Consider the following 21864-nt stretch of genomic DNA (forward strand, 5'->3'; position numbering starts at 1 on the left):
AATAAGAATACTGAATGGTTATTACTATCTAATTCCATTATTATACCAACCTTTATCAATTATAAGACTGATTATAAAAGAAGAAAAAATAAAAACGAGGGAAACCGATGTACAGAATCAGATGATTCGAAGGTTTTCTAGAAAGGATGCATATATATTGTCTTTTCCTAACATCCCTAATATTACTCCCACTATTTCTGTTACGACTGCACAGACGATTCCATTACTTTTAAGCTCCATTGCCCTAGAAGAATTAGCTTTGGCTCACATTATCAATGCTGAGGCAGAGAAAATTCAATTTGTTCTCGGAACATTACCACCAGGAAGAACGACACTTTCTCCTCCGGTGGTTACGATATCCAATCTTCTTGCTATCGACTCGAGCGTGCAAAGAACTCTTCGTGACGTCATCAAGAAGGAAATGCTGCTTGAATTCAAATTTGAAAATGTTCTGGATCTATTAGAGACTATTTCTCCTACTCCTCCTCCATCCACAACAACGATTACCCTGAACGCTAATCCAACTACTATTATTCTAGGAATAGGATTTACCTCAACTCTTACTGGTCAAGTATTGGTGAATGGAAGTCCCCCTTCAGCAGGTACACCGGTCAATTTTTCAGTGAATAATGCTGCTCTTGGTACTATATCTCCTAATCCTGCTTTTACAGACGCATCGGGCAACTTTACTGCCATTTTTACAATCAGTGATGGAACTGGGACAGTAATGATTACCGCTACTGCTTTGGGAGGAAGCAGTGACCCCGTCACTATTACTATATTTTGATAATAGGGTTCTGTTACAAAATTTCACAAGAGATAGACATAGGTCAACAACGTGTATGACTAAATATTATGCAGCCGCTAGTAATTGTTATGATTCATTGTACGTCGAAAAGACGAAGTCTATTTAAAGACTTCGTCTCCGTTTATATAGGGCATGATTCTTCTCAATCAATTGCACGATATAAATAACACCCGTTTTCTTTGACTTTTATTATTCCCTATGCGTTAAAACGATTTCTTCTTCGCTCCATTCTCGTCTGTCCTTGCACTGTTCCAGTATCATTATGTTGCTCTGTTTGTGTTGCACTGTAAGTTGGTGTTTGGTGTTCTTCATAGTTTCGTTCATATGGACGAGTGTCTCTTTGTTTAGAAGATTTTTTACGGAACTTGAGCATTTTAAATTTTAATCTCGGTAAACTTGGAATGCGAATTTTGAATGTAGGTCTCATTCGCTTCTTTTTTTGTTTAAATGTGTTTGTTTTTTCTTGCTTATTGTTATCACGATGCAGCGCGTTTGCAAGCAATCCACCGAGTAAGAAACCTGCCACTAAAATGACTAAATACAATTTTTCTGATGTGAGTAGGTTCATCATTCGCTGAAGAACTGCTAATGATTGAATTTGTTTTACATCCCAAAGCATTGCGCCCCATAATGCGAGTAATCCTAGCGTAATGGCATATGTACGGAATCGGAATAAAAACGGGATTACAGCAATACATGCAGCGATTTTTGCGTTTGCAATTAAAGAATCGACTGTTATGTATTGATTCCAAATTGCCAGCAAGAGTGTGATAAATGCTGCGTATGCTATCCAACTAAATATTCGTGAATGCATTCGTTTTGCATGATAACTCCCAAAACTAGTTAAAAACAATAACCCGCCTATATATAATGATAATTGTAGCGGCATTTGTTTCATTATACCTGTAACTGGGAACAGGACGCTGAGCACCATTAACAGTACATCAAGTTTTTTCACAATTCTCAATCCCTTTCAGTTTTCTAACCTCTATAGCATAATAGTATTTTTCTGTTTTGTATATGTAAAAATAACATACTTAAAAAATATCTTAATCCTACTGATGATAAAAAGTAAATAAAAAAACATAACGATAATTGACAATAGATTACTACTTTTATACAAGGGAATGACAAATCCCGCTTCTTCCAAATAAGCGGGATTCTCATATCAGCGTATGTAAGGCTATATCCTATCTTTTCGATACAAATTGATCACATCTTTTAAAGCTGCGGCTGCCGCTCCTCTTGGATTGGAAGCTCCGCCAATAGAAGTGACTGATCCCATCGTGTCTGTATAAAAAGTAATTCCTTTTTCAGTTCCTGTAACACCTGCTAATGAGTGGTTCAAGTCTACTGCAGATGGTTGTACTTCAAGCCGCACTTTTCCGTCATCGTCTGTAGATGCTCTTGCTAGTAGTTTGATTTGTGTTCCTTGCTTTTTTGCTTTTTGTATATCTTGTTTTGATACGTTTTCTATTCCTTTCATACTCATATCTTCAAGTGTATATTCTGTATGTAATAAACTATTTGATAACAATAATAATTTACATGCGCTATCCATTCCGCTTACATCTAATACAGGATTTGTTTCAGCAATTCCTTTGCTTTGCGCTTGTTGCAATGCTTCTTCATATGAAGTGTTGTCTTCATACATTTTTGTTAAAATATAATTGGTTGTCCCATTTAAAATTCCTTCAATGCGTTTAATTTTGCACCCCGCTAAGCTAAATTGACCGATATCTAATGTAGGTAGTGCAGCAGCTGTTGCACCGCTATAGCGGATGCTTACATTTGCGACTCGAGCTGCTTCGCTTATTTCTTTCCACGATGTTACAAGTGCACCTTTGGAAATAGAGACAATATCCATTCCATTTTCAATCGCTTGCAATATATATTGTTTTCCTGGTTCCCCACTTTCAATATTGGTTGGTGTAGATTCAATTAAAACGTGCCCCTCCATGTTTTCGTTATACACCGAATGCTGTTCTATATATCTATGTAAAGCTGCTGATCCGTCGCCTAATGCAAGTAAAGTATCGGTATAAAGCCCCTCTGGGCGATATAACTTCACATCACGTCCAATAATTCCAGCAAGGAGTAACTCTAAACCATATTCTTTTTGAATACATGACGCTTTCTCGTGAATAAGTTTTACAAATTCTTTTCCAACGTTTCCATAACCGGCAAGTATTAATTTGATTTGCATAAGATCCTCCGCTAACTTTTGAATGTTTATTTTTTGACAGGTAAATATAAAACAAGTTGCGGTCCAATTGGTCCTATTCGGCGTTGTCCTCTGTCTTCAAATCCGACTGTTATGTATAATTTTTGTGCAGGAATATTTCTTTCATTGACGGCTAATACAATTTCTTCTATGTTTAGAAAGTATACATCTACATAATTTGGTAGCAAATGCAATGCTCGCTTTGCATATCCTCTTCCTTGTTCAGTGTAATTGATTGAAAATGAAGTAAGTAACAAAGAGTTTTCTTTGTTTGTATATTCTTGCACACGACTTCCTGATTGCAACGCAAAAATACCAACTGGCTTGTCATCAGCTAAAATAACAATAGGATTTCGAGTTGGATCCTGCTGTACTTTGTCTAAAAGTTCCATTGGATGAGCTGTGAATTGTACTTGTTCTTCTGGTAAAGTAAAGGTTTGTAACGCTTCTTTATATTCCTCTGTATATGGAACAAGTTGAATAGATTGATTCATTTTCATTACTTTTAATCCCCCAGTTCTAAAAACATATGTTTCCTTCCATACAAAATCATACAATATTTTTGGGAATAAATGAAATTTTCAGTCTTAAAAACGATAAAACAATCCCCGTGCTACATAACACGGGGATTGTTTTATCGTTTTAATTGTTGATTCGATTGGTCAACTTGTTCTTGTTTTAATTCATTTTGTTCGCCTTTTTGTAATTGTTGATCGTTTTCTTTAACTGGATTGTTCTGTTTTGTTTCTAATAAATCATTTGGAACTTGCGGCATCGCACGCCCTACAATTGCCGCAAGTTCATCGAGAATTCCTTCACCAGCTTTTCCTTCTTGAATACGTTTTCCAATTTCTTTTAAGCGCTCGTACGTATCTAAATCGGCCACAACAACTGCGTTTGAACCTTGTGGATCATGTTTTAAGCTCTCTGCAACGGAGTATTTTATTGTTTCTACTCTTGTACGATCTAACTTAGCACCTACATCAATGCCGACAATGGAATACTTACCAAGAACAACAGCCGTTGCATCTCTTACACCAGGTATACTTGAAGCAATGCTTGCAAGATGATCAGCCTTTGTTTCATCTGATTTGCGAGTATTTTCTTTATTTGTTACGTTTCTTGTTTTATATTGATTTATATTTGAAGTTGGTTTTGGGTTAGCTGCATTATCATTCTTTTTTGTACTGCAACTTGCTAATAGAAGTAAACAGATACAAAAATATAAGGTTTTCCTCAAAGGTGTCACTCCTATTCATTAATCAAAAATTTGTTCTACACTTTGCAATTTTTTCACTTTTTCTTCAGTACCACTATCGGCATTAATAAAGATTTGATAGGTGTCTTTCCCAAGTGTTCCTAAAAATTCATAACATAGTACCTCTTTATGCAAGTCATTTACAACGATTGCCTGACGCTCTTCCATAACTTTTAAATTAGGATTAATTTTCTTCCGCGCATCCGGAACCGATAGTGTTGGTTTTGGAATTTTTATATCTTTCCGAGCTGCTAAATAGTCTTTAGAAGAGAAGCCAACAATCGAACCGTCATCAAGCGCTATTTTCATTTGAATGGATTCTGGATATATACGCACGTTGTCCCGATTCGTTACGAATGTGAAAACACCGATAGAGTCGTATTGTGAACTTTCATATAACTCCATATCTTTGAATTTATTTTGTTTTAAAAAGGAAAGTCCCTTTTCTCCTGCTTCATTTAAGCTAATCTTTTGTTCTTTGACTTCACGGCTGTTCATCACCCAAATTGGATAGCCACCTTGTTCAGTAATGTCCATATTCGTTTCACTATTCGTCTTAGGATCTTTTACTGTAATGCTATAAAATTTTTCTTTTGCTCCCTTGCTGCTTTTTTCAGCAGAAATCGTTTCAGATCCCTTTAAGCTAAGGAAAGATTTTGCGATATTTATCGCTTGGTCTTTTGAAATTTTTGGACCAGATATGTGCGTCTCACCTTTTTTTTCTGTTTGCAAACTTGTAAACGTTGGTCCAAAACGCTTTTCTGAATAAGCGTTACTGTTTTTTTCTACTGTTTTAAACCCGTCTATAATCGTGTTATCGGCTGGGTTTTTATTAGAAGCAAGCGCTAGTTCAACATCCATCCAACGTAAATTATTTTTTAGAGCAAGATGCTGTACTTTACGCAGTTCATCTTGAATATTTGCAGCATTATTATATAGTTGCTGGAGTGTATTATATTCTTGGTCATTCAATGGTGCTTTATCTAAATCACGTATAGCTGTACGGTAACTAAATTCTCCGATATTTGATAGAAATTCTTCTGTTTTATTAAACGGGAGTAACGTAAGTGGTAATTGACCAATATCAGAATGTGCCTGAGATGTGATGCGCCACACTTCGGCTAATGCAGGTGATAATGATGTTCGTGAATTCATTGCTAATGTTGTCCCAATTTTGTCATGTAATAAATCAACTTGATAGGCTAAATCATGGAAAGCACGCTGGTAGTTATTTTCAGCGTGAATTAATACCGCATTTTTTTCTTGGTGCTCTTTATATCCCCAATATCCTGTGCCTACAACTCCGATTGTTAATAAAACAATAATTAAACCTCTAAACATATCTCATCCACCTCCTAACTAGTTACAAAAAATGTGTCTTCCAATTTTCTTAATTTGCGGGCGACCCCAAATCCACTTACTTGTTGCAGTATTTGGATTAAAATAATAAATTGCTCCTCCAGAAGGATCCCATCCGTTAATTGCATCAAGCACGGCTTTTTTTGCTGTTTCATTTGGTGTTAAATTAATTTGGCCGTCTGTAACAGCAGTAAAGGCGCGCGGCTCATAAATAACTCCTGCGACTGTGTTTGGAAAAGATGGACTGCTAACGCGATTTAAAATAACAGCTGCGACGGCAACTTGTCCGATATAAGGTTCACCGCGCGATTCTCCGTATACAGCATTTGCCAAGATTTTAATGTCATTTTGCGAGTATCCATTCGGAACATTTGTGCCTTTGTTTTGTGCCGGTTTATTATTTTGTGCTGGTTTATTCTTTTGGTTGTTCGCTGTGTTACTTGATTGTTTTTCGTATTTTGTAGCTTTAACGAGCTTTTGTTTTGTCGCTGTACCAACAAGTCCGTCAACCTTTAATCCGAATTTTTGCTGAAAATTCCGAAGTGCCCAATATGTACCCCACCCAAAGACACCATCTACTTTCCCATTGTAAAATCCAATGTACTTGAGTCTTGATTGTAGTTCGATTACATCTTCTCCAGAAGCTCCCTTTTGGATGACTTGATTGGAAAAAGCCCCTACCTGCTTCTCATGAACACTACTTACCAACAAAGTAATCGCCACCGTAATGAGTAGAAGCGGTACTTTGAAGAAAGCTTTACACTGCATAGTTCAACCTCCTTGAATTTGACGATGATTTCAAGGTTATTTTTTGTAAATAATGCGATTTTATGTAATGAAGACCAAAAAAAGCACATTCATATGAATATGCCTAAATGTAAATACTATAAAAAATGCTATAAAGGAGCTTAATATGACTCGTTTATTTATATGCATCGGCCTTGCTACAATTGTTTTATTTATTTATAAACCTTTTCCTGCTGTTCATGCGCAGCCTCCATATGCGAAATGGGGAAAGATTGCGGTGCAAAAGACGAAAGAAAAATACCCGCAAGCTGATATTATCGATTATCTTCATATTGGAAGAAGACCAAAAACAGTAAATATATCAGTTGAAAAATTTAAGTTGTGGTTGCGGGAGAAAAACGGAAAAGAATTTGGAGTATTTGTTGATGTAGAATTTGACACAAAAACAGAAAAATTTATTAGCATTTCTTTCAAAGAAACTCCAAGATAAGAAAAGCGACATGCCATGCCAAAAGAAGAAGCTATTTTCATGGTAAGTATTATATAAGGTGAACTCTATTCCATTAAAGGAGTTTATATTTTGGTAGTACGTAAGTATGGAAATCATGGCTTTAAAATCGTATGTAAGCATCGCAACAAATTCAGTGAGCGGTTTTGTTGCATTACAATATGTTTGGACAAACAAAGTCTGTTTTTCAGTGCATTTCTTGTAAATATTTCACAAACAGTTTGAGTGGTACTAAACCTCGTTTAGGCATTTGACTGCTAATGACTGCGGTGAGTTCTAATTGAGGTACAATTAAAATATACTGTCCGCCGTATCCCATTGCAAAATATGTATGATATGGCACGTTGCATGTCTCTCTATCTAAGATCCACCAGTGATATCCGTATGCTCCAACACGTTCATACGTTGTAAATCTCTTTTGATGCGATTGTTCAATCCAGTTTGAAGACACGAGTTGCTGTCCGTTCCAATAGCCGTTTTGTAGACATAATTGACCAATTTTCAACATATCTTTTGGTTTCATTTTCATACCAAAACCGCCAACAAAAATTCCTTGTGGATCTTGTTGCCATTGATAGCTCGTAATGTGTAACGGTTCAAATAAATATTTATCAACAAACGCTGCTGTTGTCATTCCTGTCACAAGTTGCAAAATGTAACTTAATACATGTGAAGAACCAGAATTATAGTTCATTTTTGTACCCGGTTGCTTGGTGATCGGTTTATTAAGAATATAGTCAATCCAGTTTTGTGACTCTACGAAATCATTTGGGAAAATAACACCGTCACCAAACTCTTTCCAGTCTTCTCCCGTTGTCATCGTTAATAAATGATACATCGTTAGTAGCTGTTTTTCTTTTGGCATATTTGGAATCCACTCTACAATAGGTGTATGAATACTATGGATATACCCTTTTTCAAGTGCAATGCCAATTAGAATAGAGATAATACTTTTCGTTATCGAATTAATTTTATATACGTTTTGTGCACATTTCTCTGTTTTATAATATTCTATAACGATTTCTCCTTTTTGATAGACGAGGAAAGCATTTACTTTTTTCTTTTTAAATGTATGTTCCAATTCTGATAAGTTCAATATACACCCCTCCATTACTACTTAGCACTAATTTGACTTATTATAACGAAATTTGAAATGAGAAACAAAAAAGAGTAGATTTTTTCTACTCTTTTTATATGTATTCATATGAACGTTATGTTTAAGGGAGCGGCGGATTATCCCATTCTTCGCGTTTCCAAGGTGCTTGGCGAGGGTCGCTATGTTCGTTTGAATAGAGAAGATAAGCTGGATCACCGTAATAAAACGTATCAGGAGCAGCTACATATTTTGTTACACCATCAATTGGATCATTGCTATAGAGAATCCATGGTTGATTCGTTTGATCCCCTTCATCAAGACGTCCATTATTTTTTGTAATGTCTCCATTATAACGAATTTGGACTCCATCTTCTTTATCCCATTTCATCGCATGAGCTCCTCCATCAACACCAATTAAGGGATGCCCATCATCTTTTGAAACTTCTGCCCATGGCTTTATTTTATAACCATTGTGACTCGATATAAGCAAATGTGTTGGAACGCCATTTTTCAAGTAAACAAAATACTTTTCCCAATCGTGTTCATGGTTGTTAATCCAATCATTATCGGCATAATAAAGCCAATACTCATATATTTCATATTCTCCTTTTTTAGCGATATGAAAATAGACAGCTGGTTGTTGATTATTTGGACCACGATTTGTTAATCCTGTTGATCCTATTCCTGTTACGGCATTTCCAATTTTGAAACGAATTTCATTTTCTTTATTATGTTCAATATCGTTATCATAAGACTGGAAACGAAAAGCGTGAGGGAAATTTTTTTCCCCTGTATCCATCCAATCTGTTCCATCAAATTGAAGTGTTGCTAAATAAGCAGATGGATTGGGAGCCGCTTCAACATTTGATGAAAGGATTCCAAAAGATCCTCCTATTGCAGAAAATGTTATGAATGTCTTTTTAAAGAAATTTTGCTTACTAAACATAATCTTTTCACCTACTTTATTTCGTATAACAATACTATAATACATAATTTCAATTTAAAAATATGCAAATAAGCATAAAAGCTTTTTTCATAAAGAAAACTTTTATGCTTATTGTTTAATCGTTTATAGTTTTGTCCGAATAGCCCAAAGTTCTGGGAAAAATGATTGATCAAGTACACGTTTTAAATACGAAACGCCTGAAGATCCGCCAGTGCCCATCTTATTCCCAATAATACGTTCTACCGTTTTCATATGACGGAATCGCCACTGCTGCAGCCAATCTTCAATATCGATTAGCTTTTCAGCTAATTGATATAAATCCCAGTATTTCTTCACATCTGAGTACACTTCTAACCATGCTGCTTCTACTGTTGCATCCGCCTCATATGGTTGTGTAATATCCCTTTGAAGAACGCTTTTATTAATTGGAAAGCCTTCTTTTGCAAGTGATTGAATCGCAACGTCATATAGGCTCGGTGCATGAAGTGCCTTATGTAGACGAGCGTGCAACTCTGCATCTTTTTCATAGATTTTAAGAACATGTGGTGTTTTATAACCGAGTGCAAATTCAATCATGCGATATTGATAAGATTGAAATCCAGATGCTTGACCAAGTGAATCACGGAATTCAATATATTCAGACGGTGTGAGCGTAGCAAGAATATCCCACGACTGAATAATTTGCGATTGAATTTTTGAAACACGTGCAAGCATTTTAAAAGCAGGAGCAAGATTATCATTTTTAATGGATTCAATAGCTGCTTCTAATTCATGCAAAATTAATTTCATCCAAAGTTCACTTGCTTGGTGAATCACGATGAATAACATTTCATCATGATGATTAGACAGCCGCTTTTGACTCGATAGTAAACTATCAAGTTGTAAATATTCCCCGTATGTCATGTTATTACGAAAATCTGTATGAATCCCCTTCTCCATAATCACTTTTTCATTTTCATTCATGCGTGAACATCCTCTCTATGCAGTATATACTTATTTTTATAATGGTTTTAGTACGGCACGCACTGGACTACCGTCTGCATCTGTTAGTGAAAGCGGCAGGGCAATAAGTTCGTAGTCTCCGTCTTGTACATTTTCTAACACAACATTCTCTAAAATATGAATACCGCGTTTAAATAACTCATGATGTGCTGCTAGTTCTTTATCATCAAGTGGGTCCACAGACGGAACATCAACACCAATTAAACATATTCCCTTTTCATAAAGAAAAGGTGCAAGATCCGCACGTAAATATGGAATCGTTTCAGGAAATACATGTGGATTTATTTTTGATGAGGTCCGCAATAATAATCTACTAACCCCCTCTAAATCATGGGCTTTAAGTTCTTTTGCTCCGATGCTTTCGTGACCTGTTACATCTATAATTCGAGCAGGGCCAATGTAGACGTTAATGTCTAAATCACTTACTTTTTTACCGTCGCTATCGAAGTGAAACGGAGCATCAATATGTGTGCCGGTGTGAATACTCATCGAAACTTTACCAACATTAACAGAGCCGCTTTGCTCTTTTGTCCATGAAACTTCATAGGAAAAAGGTGTATCACCAGGCCAAGTGGCAATATCATTGTTTAGAGGTTGAGAAATATCAATCCACTTGTTTTCTTTCATCTTTACGCCACAACCTCTCGTTTATTTTCAAATTGTTTATACTCCTCTTCCACCATAATTTTCTTTAAAATTCGGACAGCATTCCACACTTCTTCATACGTATTGTATAAAGCAACAGGAGCTAAACGAATTCCATTTGGTGCGCGGAAATCAGGAATAACTCCATTTGCCTTTAATGCTTTGCAAATACGTGCTGCTTCTTTATGTTCCAAATAAATATGTCCGCCTCGTTTTTCATCTTCTAATGGATTACCAAGTATAAAGTCCATATCTTTTAATTCATAATTTATGAGGTTTATCATATAACGTGTAATATGCAAAGACTTTTGTCGTAGTCGATCAATGCCCGCTTCTTTAAATATCTCTAAAGAACCAATCAGTGGTGCAACGCTTAATACGTGCGGTGTTCCAATCTGATAGGCGCCGGCATGTTCAGCTGGTGTAAGTTCGTGCTCCATATCAAACTGTTTATCTTTTCGAGAGCCAAACCAACCTGCTAATCCTGGTAGACGATTGAAATGCTTTTTATTTACGTACAAGCCGCCAACACCGCCTGGACCAGCATTTAAATATTTATAATTACACCAAACTGCAAAATCGACGTCCCATTCTTCGAAATGGTGCGGAATGGAACCGATTGAATGGCAAAGATCAAAGCCAATATGGATCCCGCGTTTATGTGCTTCTTCTGTAAGAAGTTTCATATTTAAAATTTGTCCGCTTCGATATAACACGGCTGGAAGTACTATGAGTGCAATATCTTCCGTCATCGCTGCAATGATATCTTCTTCATTTAACGTTCTTCCATCCCTGCTTTTCACTTGAACGAGATGCTGTGCAGGGTCCAATCCTTTTAAACGAATTTGGCTTTGCAAAGCATAAATATCAGATGGAAATGTTAATTCATCAGCAAGGATTTTTGTTTTTCCTTCTTTCGGTTCGTAGAACGTAGCAACAACTTGATGTAAATTTGTCGTCGTAGAACCAGTTACAATTACTTCTTCGGGCGTGGCGCCAATAAGGGGAGCACTTAATTCTCCTAATTGTTCAGATAAGAAATACCAAGGATGCTCTCCTTCTGTCCAGCCATCAATGCCAGATTGTTTCCATGAATCTAGCAATGTTAATAAAGACTTCTCAGCTCGTTTTGATAAAAGTCCAAGCGAATTTCCATCTAAATAAATGGTTCCGTCTTTTTTATAGAATTCATGTTGAAACGATGCAAGTTCATCATAACGATCACATTGACAAGCATACTCATAAGATGGTTCAAATGGTTTTGCGTACATTCTGTCACCTTCCTTTGAATTTTCTCTTAATTCTAATTAGTTAAAATATATCACCAAAACTGACATAACGTCAATGACATAATGTCAGTTGACAGTATATTACTATTTCCCCTACAATAAAGTTAATTTTTCTGATATTTCAGTATAAAGGTGTGGTACATATGACTAAAGATACTTTTTCGGCAAGACAACGCCGTTCGCTAGAAACAAAAAAGAAATTATTATCAGCTGGTCGTGAAGTATTTATAGAACAAGGATTTCAAAAAACAACAATTTCCCAAATTATAAAAAAAGCAGAAACAGGATATGGAACAGCTTACGTATACTTTAAAAATAAGGATGATTTGCTCATTGTTTTAATGGACGATGTGATGAACCAGTTTTATACAATTGCAGAACGTGTCTTTCATCCGGTAACAAAGCAAGCAGCTCACAGTATGATTCAAAAGCAAGTTCATGCATTTTTACAAATGGCAGAAACAGAAAGACAACTATTACAAGTTGTTGAAGAAGCAATCGGTACTTCTAAAGAAGTTCGAAACAAATGGGATGCTATTCGAGAACGATTTATTGAACGAATTGTTCAAGATATTACATATTCACAAAGAAGCGGTTTAGCACGTAAAGATTTAAATTGTTTTTTAGCAGCAAGAAGTTGGTTCTTTGCGAATGAAATGTTTTTATGGGAAATTGTACGAAATGAACGAGACTTTTCTCTCGAAGACATTGTACATACATTAACGGAAATGTATATGGGAGGGCTTTATTCTTAAAATGTACCGTATAAAACAGGCCTTTTAAAGTGTATATTCTATACCGTACACTTTCATTTCTCGTATTTCTAGGTTATCTATTGGAAATAGCATTTCCCTTTTATTTCCCTGGTAAGCGCATATTCTGACAGATAAAAGGGAATTTCCCTATAAATCTACTTTTTTATATAAGAATATAAATACGTCTATGAAATAATCTATTGAATCTCCCTTCCTTCTTTCGATATGATGAAATCAAACTGAAATTCAATAGAAAGTGAGAAACAAATGACAGAAAAAATTGCGATTATCACAGGTTCATCAAGCGGATTTGGGCTTCTTACATCATTAGAGTTTGCTAAAAAAGGCTATCTTGTCATCGCTACGATGCGGAATGTTAAAAAACAAACAAAATTGCTTGAACAGGCAGCATTGTTACATGTAGAGCGTAATATAAAAGTCCAACAGCTTGATGTAACTTCCCAAAAGTCTATTGAGAATTTTACATCTTTTCTAAACAATCTCAGGCGAATAGATATACTTATTAATAATGCCGGCTACGCAAATGGTGGTTTTGTAGAGGAAATTCCACTGGAAGAGTATCGTAAACAATTTGAAACAAACGTATTTGGAGCCATCGCGGTAACACAAGCTATTCTTCCAATAATGAGAAAACAAAAACATGGAAAAATCATTAATGTTAGTAGCATCAGCGGAAAAATTGGATTCCCCGGCCTCTCCCCTTACGTTGCATCTAAATATGCCCTTGAAGGCTGGAGTGAGTCCCTTCGTCTAGAAGTTAAACCATTCGGAATCGATGTTTCATTAATTGAGCCAGGATCATATAACACAAACATATGGGAAATCGGACAAAAACTTGCGGAAACCTCTTCCGAATCTCAGTCACCTTATAAAGATTACATGAAAAAAATTGAACAACATATTCAAAACGGGAATGAGAGTTTTGGAGACCCGCAAGATGTTGCCGAGAAAATAGTAAGTATTGTACAATCACAGCATCCAACTTTACGTTATCCAATTGGAAAAGGTGTAAAATTAATGATGCTCATAAAGAACATACTACCGTGGAAATGGTGGGAATTTCTTGTTTTAAGGCGTTTTAAATAGTGTGAAAAAAAATAAGAGAACTGACTCGAAAATGGACTACTGTCAGCTCCTACTGGTACACTCGGAATGCCGAACATTTTCGAATCGCCGATATTATAAGATGGAGTTGATTCAAAAGACTAACGGGTTCAGTTTTGAAGTACAAAATTATACTTAGAAGATAAATTCACAATAAAATTAGAAACCGAATTGACCTGCAAAATCACATTATAATTAGCATATGAAAACGCCCAGAGTTGAAAAAAACTCTGAGCGTCTTTTATTGTCTTATTCAATTAAAGTCCCCTTGAGCGTTAACTCTACTTGGAGCAACACACTTTATAAGTGTAATGGTTTATAAGCCAATGCTTTGTCTATAATTTCTCTGGCGGTTAATTCTTCATCACTCCAGAAAATATAATCACTTATTTTAGGGTCAACAACAGACGATGTAAGCATGTCCAACCAAATTGTCAGCTCCCATTCTTCTCCTTCCCCATCCATAAGTTTTTGAACCAAGGTAACTAACTCGTCTTTACTTAACTCACCTAACTTTATAGTTTTATGGTTAATAGCTCTTTTTACAATGTATTCTGCACCGTAGTCAGCAAAAAATAATTCTTTTGCATTTGGATAGGGAACACTATTTTCAAATACAGTAAGTTTATGTTCAAAATCTTTCCCCAAATCTTGTAGCTCTTGAATTTCTAAAACTAATTTTAATAGTTTCTTTTCGTCCAATTCCTTACTCCCTTTGTTCAAGATAACCGTCTCATTAATTTAAGTACATTTCTTCACAATTTCTATATTCATTTTAACATAAAATTACAATTATCCTTTTGATTTATCAAAATTAACATAGTATTTAACGCGTTGACAATAGCTATTGTCAACATGTTATTTGAGGTTTTATTCCTTATGCTATATTATCCGTAAAAACTCTATTATTTGTTCAATTCTCTTTTCCACACTTGCTAATTCCCTTCTTCCAATACATTTTTAACCCTTACTAACAGTACAAATTAACTTCTCTAACACTTCCGCTACACCATCTTCATCATTGGATTTCGTAACGACATATGCCACTTCTTTTAATTCTTGTATTGCATTTTCCATAGCGACCGGAAAGCCGCACGCATGAAAAAGATCTAAATCGTTCCAATCATCACCAAATGCCATTATGTTGTTCATAGGTATTTGACTTTGAATGCAAAGATCCATTACGGCTTGTTTCTTAGAAACGCCTTTGGCCATAATTTGAATTAAAGTTCCCGAATCGGTACATACAGTGTTTACTTTATGTTCAAATTTCTTTTGTAATTTCTCGTAATACGGATATTGTGTGATTAATAATTTTGAAGCCTTAATTTCTTTCAATTCATCTAACGAAACTACAATTGGATTTACAATTGCATTCATAGCTTTACTATAATCTAGCGTCTTGTTGCTATACCATGTATCTTCAGATTCAATAGAAAGACAAGCATCTGAATGATGAGTAATTACATATTCAACAATTTCATCTGTAATAGCTGATTCAACTGGATAATGTTGTCTGTACTCTGATGTATTATCGATGATTAAGGCGCCGTTATAATACACAATCGCTGCCATATCTTGAAGTTCCTGAGGAAGAAAGGCTTTTACTGAACGCGGGGGTCTTGCTGTCGCAAAAATAACAGTTATTCCTTTTTTATAACATGCGAGGATAGCTTGTAAATTTCTTTTCGATACTTCTTTTTGTGAGTTTAATAACGTACCATCTAAGTCTAAAACAATTCCTTTAACGTTTGATATAAGATCCATGTGAACATCTCCTTGTGTGAAAATATCTTTTTCATATTCTATATATGGTTTGGAAATCCTCTTTATTTAAACTTAACAATAAAAACAAACAAAATACTTGACAAAAATTTTTATTTATGTTATGATTATTATTTATTTGTTGATTAGAGTCGTGAAGCGTGGTAAATTATCCTATGTAGCAGTTAACTACTATACAAACACATTTACTAAGGAGGCTTAATCAATGAAGGTTTCAAATGGAGTTGCAACACTTGAATTAAACATACAAGGTTTCGCCTTACATCCTACACTTATCTGGGATGATGAAGAAGCTGTTTTGATTGATTCTGGTATGCCTGGTCAGTTAGAACAAATACGTACTGCGATGAATGATCTAGGAGTTCCTTTTGAAAAATTAAAGGCAGTCATTGTATCACATCAAGATATAGACCATATCGGAAGTCTTCCAGAACTACTACAAGCAGCCACTAATCAAATCAATGTGTATGCACACGAGCTTGATAAACCATATATCGAGGGGAAATTCCCACTTATAAAAACAGACCCTGAACGTATGAACAAAGAAGAATGGGCATCTCTTCCGAAAGAAATGCAATTGTTATATACGAACCCTCCTAAATGTAATGTAAATCAGATTTTAGAAAACGGACAAGAACTTCCGTATTGCGGAGGTATTCAAGTGATTCATACACCGGGACATACTCCTGGACATGTTAGCCTGTATGTAAAGAAAAGCAAAACCCTTGTTGCCGGTGATGCGATGATATGTGTAGATGGTTCTTTACAAGGACCTGTTCAGAGAACAACGTTAGACATGAATACAGCCCTTGCTTCTTTAGAGAAATATTTAGATTTTGATATTGAATCAGTCATTTGTTATCACGGAGGCGTATATAAGGATAACGCGAAAGAACAAATTCAAAATCTTGTAGAGCGAGTTAAGTTATAAAATCCAATACTTAGGTATAAAATGTATGATTATTATACTTAAGAAGTAGTAAAATAAATGTTTTAGTTACAATATCTTCAAAGAAAAAGCCTCTTTAAAGTTCAACTAAAGAGGCTTTTTCTTTCTCCTACAAGGGGGCATTTCTTTAAAGTCCAGGTTTATTGAGGAGCTTTTGCTTGAAGCAGCTTCAACCCCATACCGATAAAAATTATCCCTGTTATTTTATTTAGCACCATTCCCACTTTTTCATTTCCTCTTAGTTTTTTTGTAACATGGGAAGAAAAATAAGCAATAAATAGGCACCAAAATAATCCAGTAATTGTAAATGTAAGTCCTAAAATGATAAAGGATACAGGACTAGAAACTTTTGTATCTATGAATTGCGGGAGAAATGCAATGAAAAATAAAGCAACCTTTGGATTCGTAATACTTGTTAAAAGTCCTTGTACATATATTTTTCTAAGGTTCAGTTTGTTAGGTGCACTAGCTTGAAAATTGACATTTGTTTTATCAATCATCATTCTAATTCCTAAATAGACTAAATAGATCACACCAATAATTTTAATCGTATTAAATAGAATAATAGATTTTGTAAGTATGATTGATAAGCCAAAAGCAACTAATAATGTATGAACGAGGGAACCAGTAATAATACCAAAAACAGAATAAACACCAGCTTTTCTACCTTGTGAAATACTTCTCCCTACTATATACATTGTGTCTGCACCAGGTATTAAATTTAAAAGAATTCCCGTGACTAAAAACACCTCATAATTTATGATTCCATACATTTTGACACCCCTTTTTTATTTTTGCGGCGCCCTTATTCATAATATAACAAATTGTATGAAAACAACAGGTTTTACATTTCATTTTATTTCTTCCGTATCGAATTAATGATTGGACATCTGTTTCATCCATTTTCTCCAGAGCTAAAATCATATCTTTATATGAGCGTTCTGACTCAATTTTTCTTATAAGGGTCAATCTGTTTTCTTAAGTTGATGGCAATGTATGATGAGACCTAGTAGATATTACCACTATCTAAAAAAATGTTTTATTGCTTCAAGTTGTATTTTATGACTACATTCGTCACAGCAATATTTCCCTTTCGGATTTTTTTTGAATTGCTTATATTTTTTAGTTCCTTCATATACCCGAAATACATTTTTACAACAAAAACAAATAACCTCATAAAATATCATGTACTTCCCCCTCCTTAGGGTGATACGTTACTTTTGAGTTGCCCGCTCAAAGATCGTGATAAGTTCTTTAGTGTAATCTTTAACATTAAGATCCGGATTTCTCATTAGTTCCAGGCTAAACCCGTCGATAGCATGCCTGATTGTTAACGCCATTACCCTTGAGGACATTGCGAAAAACTCTCGAAATACTCCTTCTTGCATACCTAAACGTAGAATATTTTCAATGGGAAGAAAAATAGTATCATCATGTTTCGCTGCAAACCGAAGTTTTCCTTCATCTGTTCTTTCATTCGAAACAATTTCTATAACAGCGAATACATGCTTTCGATTTTCATCTATAAATTTCAGATTGGATTCAATATACGTTTGAAGCATTCCTTTTGGGGACGTTTGAGCTTCGATTTGCGGCCAAATAAAGGACTGGCAAGCTATATAGTAATCAATTACAACTTGCTCGAGAAGTTCTTCTTTGTTTGTAAAGTAATAAGAAATAACCCCCTTACTTATTTTTGCTCGTTTAGCAATTTGTCCCAAAGAAGCTTGTGCATAACCAACTTCAGTGATTGTCTCAATCACACATTCCACAATTTGAGCTCTACGGGCTTTTCCGATAAATGACATTTCTTTTTGCTCGTTTGTTTTATTTTTTATACTCATGGTTATATTTTAGCACAACTGTCCAAAAAAATACAATAAATACCATTTAGATAAGTTATTTCAGTTCATCTTTTTTATAAACGGGACGACTTTCTTACAAACGGTTCATCTTTGTTTCAAACCGGCAATTTAAGCATTTAAGTATTCAAAAAGATCCCCATAATGAAGACACCATCAAACATATAAAAGATAACTTTACGATAACCAAAATGGTTTTAGACAGTTGTTCTTTCTCAGTTAACACAACTTATGATAAACTAATATTATCAGAATTTTCAAAACAACAGAACGTTCATTATTCTGTTAAAGGGCCAGTTTAATTGAACAATGAATTGGCATGACACCTTAATTAGTGAGCTATCTACAACACGCCGCATATGAATTTTGACCAAAGGGATTATCTATTAAAGGGATTAAATTGGAGGGAATAGAAAATGGATGTAAAGACACTTTTGTTACAACAATGGGCAAGCTGCTTAGATGAAGAAGACTGGTTTCCACCACTTGAAAAAGTGCTAGAGGATATTACTTTTGAACAGGCAATTTGGAAACCAGTTGAGGGGAAAATGAATTCCATTTGGGAATTAGTTTGTCATTTACTTTTCTATAAAAAGAGACTTCTGATGCGATTTCTTGGTGAAACAGCGAATGAACCCCAGGCAGAAGATAATGAATCTACATTTCGATTACCAACTGAGACGTTTCAAAATTGGAAGAAAACAAAACAAGAATACTTTTATGTTCATCGTGAACTTGAAAAAATACTAGCAAAATCAGAATATGAAGATTTGTATAGACACATCCCTGGAGAAAGATCATTAGTGCTTGAACTGAAGAGTTTAGCATTGCACGACGCATATCATATTGGGCAAATTGTATTCCTAAGTAAAATGCAAGGAGCTTGGGCAGGGAAACGCAGCTTTTAAAAAGCTTCATTAGCTTTACAGTTATTCCATTATAGGGGGCTTTAATGGAATAAGAACGGGAACGTCCAAATCGGACGTTCCCGTTCTTATACCTGAAAAACAACAATACTACTTAACAAAGCCTATTGATTTTGAAAAAACAGTGAGTTTACAGCTCACTGTTTTTTCTATTCTTGTTGTTTCTTTAATATTTATAACTTTACACCGTTAGGATCAATATAGCTTTAAATTTAGTTTTTATAAAAAGTTTGATCATTTTCTAGATGTTTTACGCAATAATCATACTTATTAAAAAAGAACTGTATAAACAACTCTCAATCCGAACCAAATGTCGATTTTTTAAGAAAAAATGGATTACTCTTCTCTTGCCTATTTTTGATGAATAGCATCTTCTGAATACCAATAAAAAGCATAATCAGTCATAACGGAAGAAGCATCCAACTGATGCAACATAGCTGAAATATTCCCTCTATGATAGGTTCCATGATTCACAACGTGTAAGACCATTTCAGATAGACTTGTTTCTCTTACTCTTGCATATGGATTATCCAGCATAATTCTCTTTTCTATATCTTCCTGTCTGTTCAAAAAGGAAATAAAACGAGTTGTTAAAGTGTGAAATTCTGTTTCTAAATCTTCGATGGATAGTTTCTCAATCTTTTCTTGAAGTTGAAGTGATAATTGCATCGCCTCATTCATACTATGACCTTCAAGGATATTAAGCCATAGATATTCTGACAAATAGATATGAGACAAAACCTTTGAGATAGAGGAAAAGACACTTTTTATTTCTTCTTGATATTTCTCAGGAGAAAGTGTCTTAAGATGATTAAAAATCCGTTGATTTGCCCATACATGATAGTTATATAGACTTTCTACATGATTAGCTATACAATCGCCCCCTTATCGTCACTTTTCTCAATATTCTTTATCTGAATAAATTATTCCTCTTTTCAAAACGATACGAATTTCTTATTAACAGTAAATCCTTGTTTCAAACCGACAATATTCATACATATCCTATTGAAACCAACGATAAAACTTCCATATAAACAGCAGGAAAATCATGTATCCAAAAATGGAATAAGAATGATGCCATGATTCGTTATGAGTGAACCATCCTAGCTGTTCCGCAAATCGTTCAGAAATACTCATACAAAGTCCAATCAAAATGATAAATATGATTTTTGAAAATGTAGGTAACATCTTCATAATCCACACAAAAAGAGCAGTGGAAATAGGTAATATGAATAACGTAAATGCGATATTAATTGTAAATATATGCGGGAATGGCCTCACTGGAAAGGCGTACATTTGTTTACTGACAAACAATAAGTCTAAATATGTTCCGATTAAACAAGAAAGAAGGATCGTGGCTACAATAGCTTTATAGTTATTCTTCCTCTGCTTCTTCTCGGAGCAAGACATTTTTTTTGACCAAGATGGCAAGCTCAATTTTTTCAAGCGTTTTGCAGTATTCGTTATAAATCTCTCCATCTATACTTTCTCCCTTATCAATCAAATAATCCATTATGCGCCAGTCTTCAAACCAATCATTATTTTCCGCTTCTTCATGATTACGATCTTTCCATGCATATATTAACCGCGGGCTATATAAGCGGCTCGCACCTTTTCTTAATTGGCAATTTTTTATTCGGCGTTCATAAAATGCACGGGAAAATGATTCGTTTACATCATAAAACAAATGCGGCCAGTAGTCTTTTCGTGAACCAGTATGTGGATGATCATGAGCCCAGTTTATTACTCTTCGTAAGATGTTCTCGCGGCGAAATAATAGTGAGTATAATCGTTTTCCGAGTAGAATTCGTTCATGGAGGGAAGTAAAATGTTTCATCGTATCACCAAATAGCAATGTTTTTTGTTTAGTCTCATCTTTATAAAATGGAAAGAGGATATGATTAAAGCGGAAAAAATCGTAAAGTTTGAATGTAATACTATTCAGTACAGTCTTTTTAAAATGTTCATTTTGAATAACCCTTTTTTCTAAATAGCTTTGTTCATTAATAACGGTGGCAATGGCTAATGTATAGCTGTCACCTGTGCTCCAAAAATAGTTCCATATCGTTTCCATAAACGTTGATACATGAAAAAAAGGTAGAAGATAGAACAAATTTTTTGATCTTTTTACACTTTGTTCGTACAACAAAAATTGCGGATATACATCCTGGAAGATTAACCAGTTCCCTCGTTCTAAAAAAGAAAAGAAGGTGAATTGATCTTTTTCTGACAATAGTCTAGTATATAACTCCCCTCTTAAATCGGTCATATTCCAACCGCCATTACGCGATACCATATGCCCAAGCAATGCCCATTGTATTTCTGGGTATCGGCGGTAAAAACGATAATAAGCATGTGTTCGCGTCACATTATTTTTGTTGCGTTCACTTGTTTGTTCTTTAATTTTATGAATTAGCATTGTTTCTTCTTCTGTTAACTTCCATGTTTTAACGGGAAGTTGTTTTTGTTCGCATTTTTTCTTTAGTTCATTTTTTACATCTAAAAGAGAATGCGGAATTATTTTGGAAAAGTCGTTCCATTTCTTTTTCCGATCGTTTTGATGCATTCTTCTTCCTCCGT

24 protein-coding genes and 1 pseudogene are annotated in these 21864 nt (G+C 34.9%); 6 read left to right on the top strand and 19 right to left on the bottom strand.

Annotation, left to right across the window (positions count from 1 at the left end; translation table 11 throughout):
• Window positions 1-157 precede the first annotated feature (157 nt).
• Window positions 158-475: pseudogene (locus tag ACIGHG_RS19950) on the top strand (alpha-helical endospore appendage domain-containing protein); the annotation flags it as partial.
• A 529-nt stretch (window positions 476-1004) separates the two neighbouring features.
• Here the strand turns inward: ACIGHG_RS19950 and ACIGHG_RS19955 are convergent.
• The 6 genes from ACIGHG_RS19955 to sleB form a co-directional block, all read right to left on the bottom strand.
• Window positions 1005-1766 carry a DUF3959 family protein gene (locus tag ACIGHG_RS19955; protein ID WP_396550172.1) on the bottom strand — a complete coding sequence of 254 codons (762 nt, stop codon included), beginning with the start codon at window positions 1764-1766 and terminating at the stop codon, window positions 1005-1007.
• Window positions 1767-1991: 225 nt separating this feature from the next.
• The gene (locus ACIGHG_RS19960) at window positions 1992-3014 is read right to left on the bottom strand and encodes a homoserine dehydrogenase (protein ID WP_396550174.1); all 1023 of its coding nucleotides are present in this window, start codon (window positions 3012-3014) and stop codon (window positions 1992-1994) included.
• Window positions 3015-3040: 26 nt separating this feature from the next.
• Entirely contained in the window at window positions 3041-3532 is a 492-nt protein-coding gene (locus tag ACIGHG_RS19965; protein ID WP_396550176.1) for a GNAT family N-acetyltransferase, read from the bottom strand.
• A 134-nt stretch (window positions 3533-3666) separates the two neighbouring features.
• Complete coding sequence (locus tag ACIGHG_RS19970) at window positions 3667-4272, bottom strand: YhcN/YlaJ family sporulation lipoprotein (RefSeq protein ID WP_336474442.1); 606 nt, start codon at window positions 4270-4272, stop codon at window positions 3667-3669.
• Window positions 4273-4290: 18 nt separating this feature from the next.
• On the bottom strand, window positions 4291-5631 hold the full coding sequence (gene ypeB, locus ACIGHG_RS19975; RefSeq protein WP_396550178.1) for a germination protein YpeB: 1341 nt from the start codon (window positions 5629-5631) through the stop codon (window positions 4291-4293).
• Window positions 5632-5649: 18 nt separating this feature from the next.
• Window positions 5650-6417 (bottom strand): spore cortex-lytic enzyme, encoded by a 768-nt coding sequence (sleB, locus tag ACIGHG_RS19980; protein ID WP_336474444.1) that lies wholly within the window; start codon window positions 6415-6417, stop codon window positions 5650-5652.
• Window positions 6418-6562: 145 nt separating this feature from the next.
• On the opposite strand from sleB, the gene ACIGHG_RS19985 reads away from it, so the two are divergent.
• Window positions 6563-6886, top strand: coding sequence for a YqzG/YhdC family protein (locus ACIGHG_RS19985; protein ID WP_396550180.1), 324 nt, complete (start codon window positions 6563-6565; stop codon window positions 6884-6886).
• Window positions 6887-7091: 205 nt separating this feature from the next.
• On the opposite strand, the gene ACIGHG_RS19990 is transcribed toward ACIGHG_RS19985, so the two are convergent.
• From ACIGHG_RS19990 to kynU, 5 genes are all read right to left on the bottom strand, one after another.
• Entirely contained in the window at window positions 7092-8000 is a 909-nt protein-coding gene (locus tag ACIGHG_RS19990) for a serine hydrolase domain-containing protein (RefSeq protein ID WP_396550182.1), read from the bottom strand.
• 121 nt (window positions 8001-8121) lie between these two features.
• Window positions 8122-8946, bottom strand: a complete 825-nt coding sequence (locus ACIGHG_RS19995) for an NPP1 family protein (RefSeq protein WP_336474447.1) — start codon at window positions 8944-8946, stop codon at window positions 8122-8124.
• Between the two features lie 123 nt (window positions 8947-9069).
• Window positions 9070-9909 carry a tryptophan 2,3-dioxygenase gene (gene kynA, locus ACIGHG_RS20000; RefSeq protein WP_336474448.1) on the bottom strand — a complete coding sequence of 280 codons (840 nt, stop codon included), beginning with the start codon at window positions 9907-9909 and terminating at the stop codon, window positions 9070-9072.
• Between the two features lie 36 nt (window positions 9910-9945).
• Entirely contained in the window at window positions 9946-10575 is a 630-nt protein-coding gene (gene kynB / locus ACIGHG_RS20005) for an arylformamidase (RefSeq protein WP_336474449.1), read from the bottom strand.
• Between the two features lie 2 nt (window positions 10576-10577).
• Window positions 10578-11864 carry a kynureninase gene (gene kynU / locus ACIGHG_RS20010; RefSeq protein WP_336474450.1) on the bottom strand — a complete coding sequence of 429 codons (1287 nt, stop codon included), beginning with the start codon at window positions 11862-11864 and terminating at the stop codon, window positions 10578-10580.
• 161 nt (window positions 11865-12025) lie between these two features.
• Between kynU and ACIGHG_RS20015 the strand changes: the two genes are divergently transcribed.
• Window positions 12026-12637 carry a TetR/AcrR family transcriptional regulator gene (locus tag ACIGHG_RS20015; protein WP_090914711.1) on the top strand — a complete coding sequence of 204 codons (612 nt, stop codon included), beginning with the start codon at window positions 12026-12028 and terminating at the stop codon, window positions 12635-12637.
• Window positions 12638-12904: 267 nt separating this feature from the next.
• On the top strand, window positions 12905-13744 hold the full coding sequence (locus ACIGHG_RS20020; RefSeq protein WP_396550188.1) for an oxidoreductase: 840 nt from the start codon (window positions 12905-12907) through the stop codon (window positions 13742-13744).
• Window positions 13745-14062: 318 nt separating this feature from the next.
• Here ACIGHG_RS20020 and ACIGHG_RS20025 read toward each other — a convergent pair whose 3' ends face one another.
• Together ACIGHG_RS20025 and ACIGHG_RS20030 are read right to left on the bottom strand one after the other, a co-directional pair.
• Complete coding sequence (locus ACIGHG_RS20025; RefSeq protein WP_396550189.1) at window positions 14063-14485, bottom strand: e9imm peptide; 423 nt, start codon at window positions 14483-14485, stop codon at window positions 14063-14065.
• Between the two features lie 237 nt (window positions 14486-14722).
• Window positions 14723-15529 (bottom strand): HAD family hydrolase, encoded by an 807-nt coding sequence (locus tag ACIGHG_RS20030; protein ID WP_396550191.1) that lies wholly within the window; start codon window positions 15527-15529, stop codon window positions 14723-14725.
• A 223-nt stretch (window positions 15530-15752) separates the two neighbouring features.
• Between ACIGHG_RS20030 and ACIGHG_RS20035 the strand changes: the two genes are divergently transcribed.
• Entirely contained in the window at window positions 15753-16478 is a 726-nt protein-coding gene (locus ACIGHG_RS20035; protein ID WP_336474454.1) for an MBL fold metallo-hydrolase, read from the top strand.
• A gap of 158 nt (window positions 16479-16636) precedes the next feature.
• Here ACIGHG_RS20035 and ACIGHG_RS20040 read toward each other — a convergent pair whose 3' ends face one another.
• The 3 genes from ACIGHG_RS20040 to ACIGHG_RS20050 all read right to left on the bottom strand — a co-directional run bounded on the left by ACIGHG_RS20040 (window position 16637) and on the right by ACIGHG_RS20050 (window position 18340).
• Window positions 16637-17269, bottom strand: coding sequence for a LysE family translocator (locus ACIGHG_RS20040; RefSeq protein ID WP_090914721.1), 633 nt, complete (start codon window positions 17267-17269; stop codon window positions 16637-16639).
• Between the two features lie 249 nt (window positions 17270-17518).
• The gene (locus ACIGHG_RS20045) at window positions 17519-17683 is read right to left on the bottom strand and encodes a DUF2197 domain-containing protein (RefSeq protein ID WP_090914723.1); all 165 of its coding nucleotides are present in this window, start codon (window positions 17681-17683) and stop codon (window positions 17519-17521) included.
• Window positions 17684-17710: 27 nt separating this feature from the next.
• On the bottom strand, window positions 17711-18340 hold the full coding sequence (locus ACIGHG_RS20050; protein WP_336474455.1) for a TetR/AcrR family transcriptional regulator: 630 nt from the start codon (window positions 18338-18340) through the stop codon (window positions 17711-17713).
• 434 nt (window positions 18341-18774) lie between these two features.
• On the opposite strand from ACIGHG_RS20050, the gene ACIGHG_RS20055 reads away from it, so the two are divergent.
• Window positions 18775-19266 (top strand): DinB family protein, encoded by a 492-nt coding sequence (locus tag ACIGHG_RS20055; protein WP_336474456.1) that lies wholly within the window; start codon window positions 18775-18777, stop codon window positions 19264-19266.
• A gap of 369 nt (window positions 19267-19635) precedes the next feature.
• On the opposite strand, the gene ACIGHG_RS20060 is transcribed toward ACIGHG_RS20055, so the two are convergent.
• From ACIGHG_RS20060 to ACIGHG_RS20070, 3 genes are all read right to left on the bottom strand, one after another.
• Complete coding sequence (locus tag ACIGHG_RS20060; protein ID WP_090914729.1) at window positions 19636-20157, bottom strand: DinB family protein; 522 nt, start codon at window positions 20155-20157, stop codon at window positions 19636-19638.
• 129 nt (window positions 20158-20286) lie between these two features.
• The gene (locus tag ACIGHG_RS20065) at window positions 20287-20694 is read right to left on the bottom strand and encodes a CBO0543 family protein (RefSeq protein WP_336474457.1); all 408 of its coding nucleotides are present in this window, start codon (window positions 20692-20694) and stop codon (window positions 20287-20289) included.
• The gene (locus tag ACIGHG_RS20070; RefSeq protein WP_396550195.1) at window positions 20660-21850 is read right to left on the bottom strand and encodes a DUF2515 domain-containing protein; all 1191 of its coding nucleotides are present in this window, start codon (window positions 21848-21850) and stop codon (window positions 20660-20662) included. Before ACIGHG_RS20070 ends, ACIGHG_RS20065 begins: the two co-directional genes overlap by 35 nt.
• Window positions 21851-21864 lie beyond the last annotated feature (14 nt).

The organism is Bacillus sp. NPDC077411 (assembly GCF_044543425.1).
Lineage (GTDB): Bacteria > Bacillota > Bacilli > Bacillales > Bacillaceae_G > Bacillus_A > Bacillus_A bruguierae.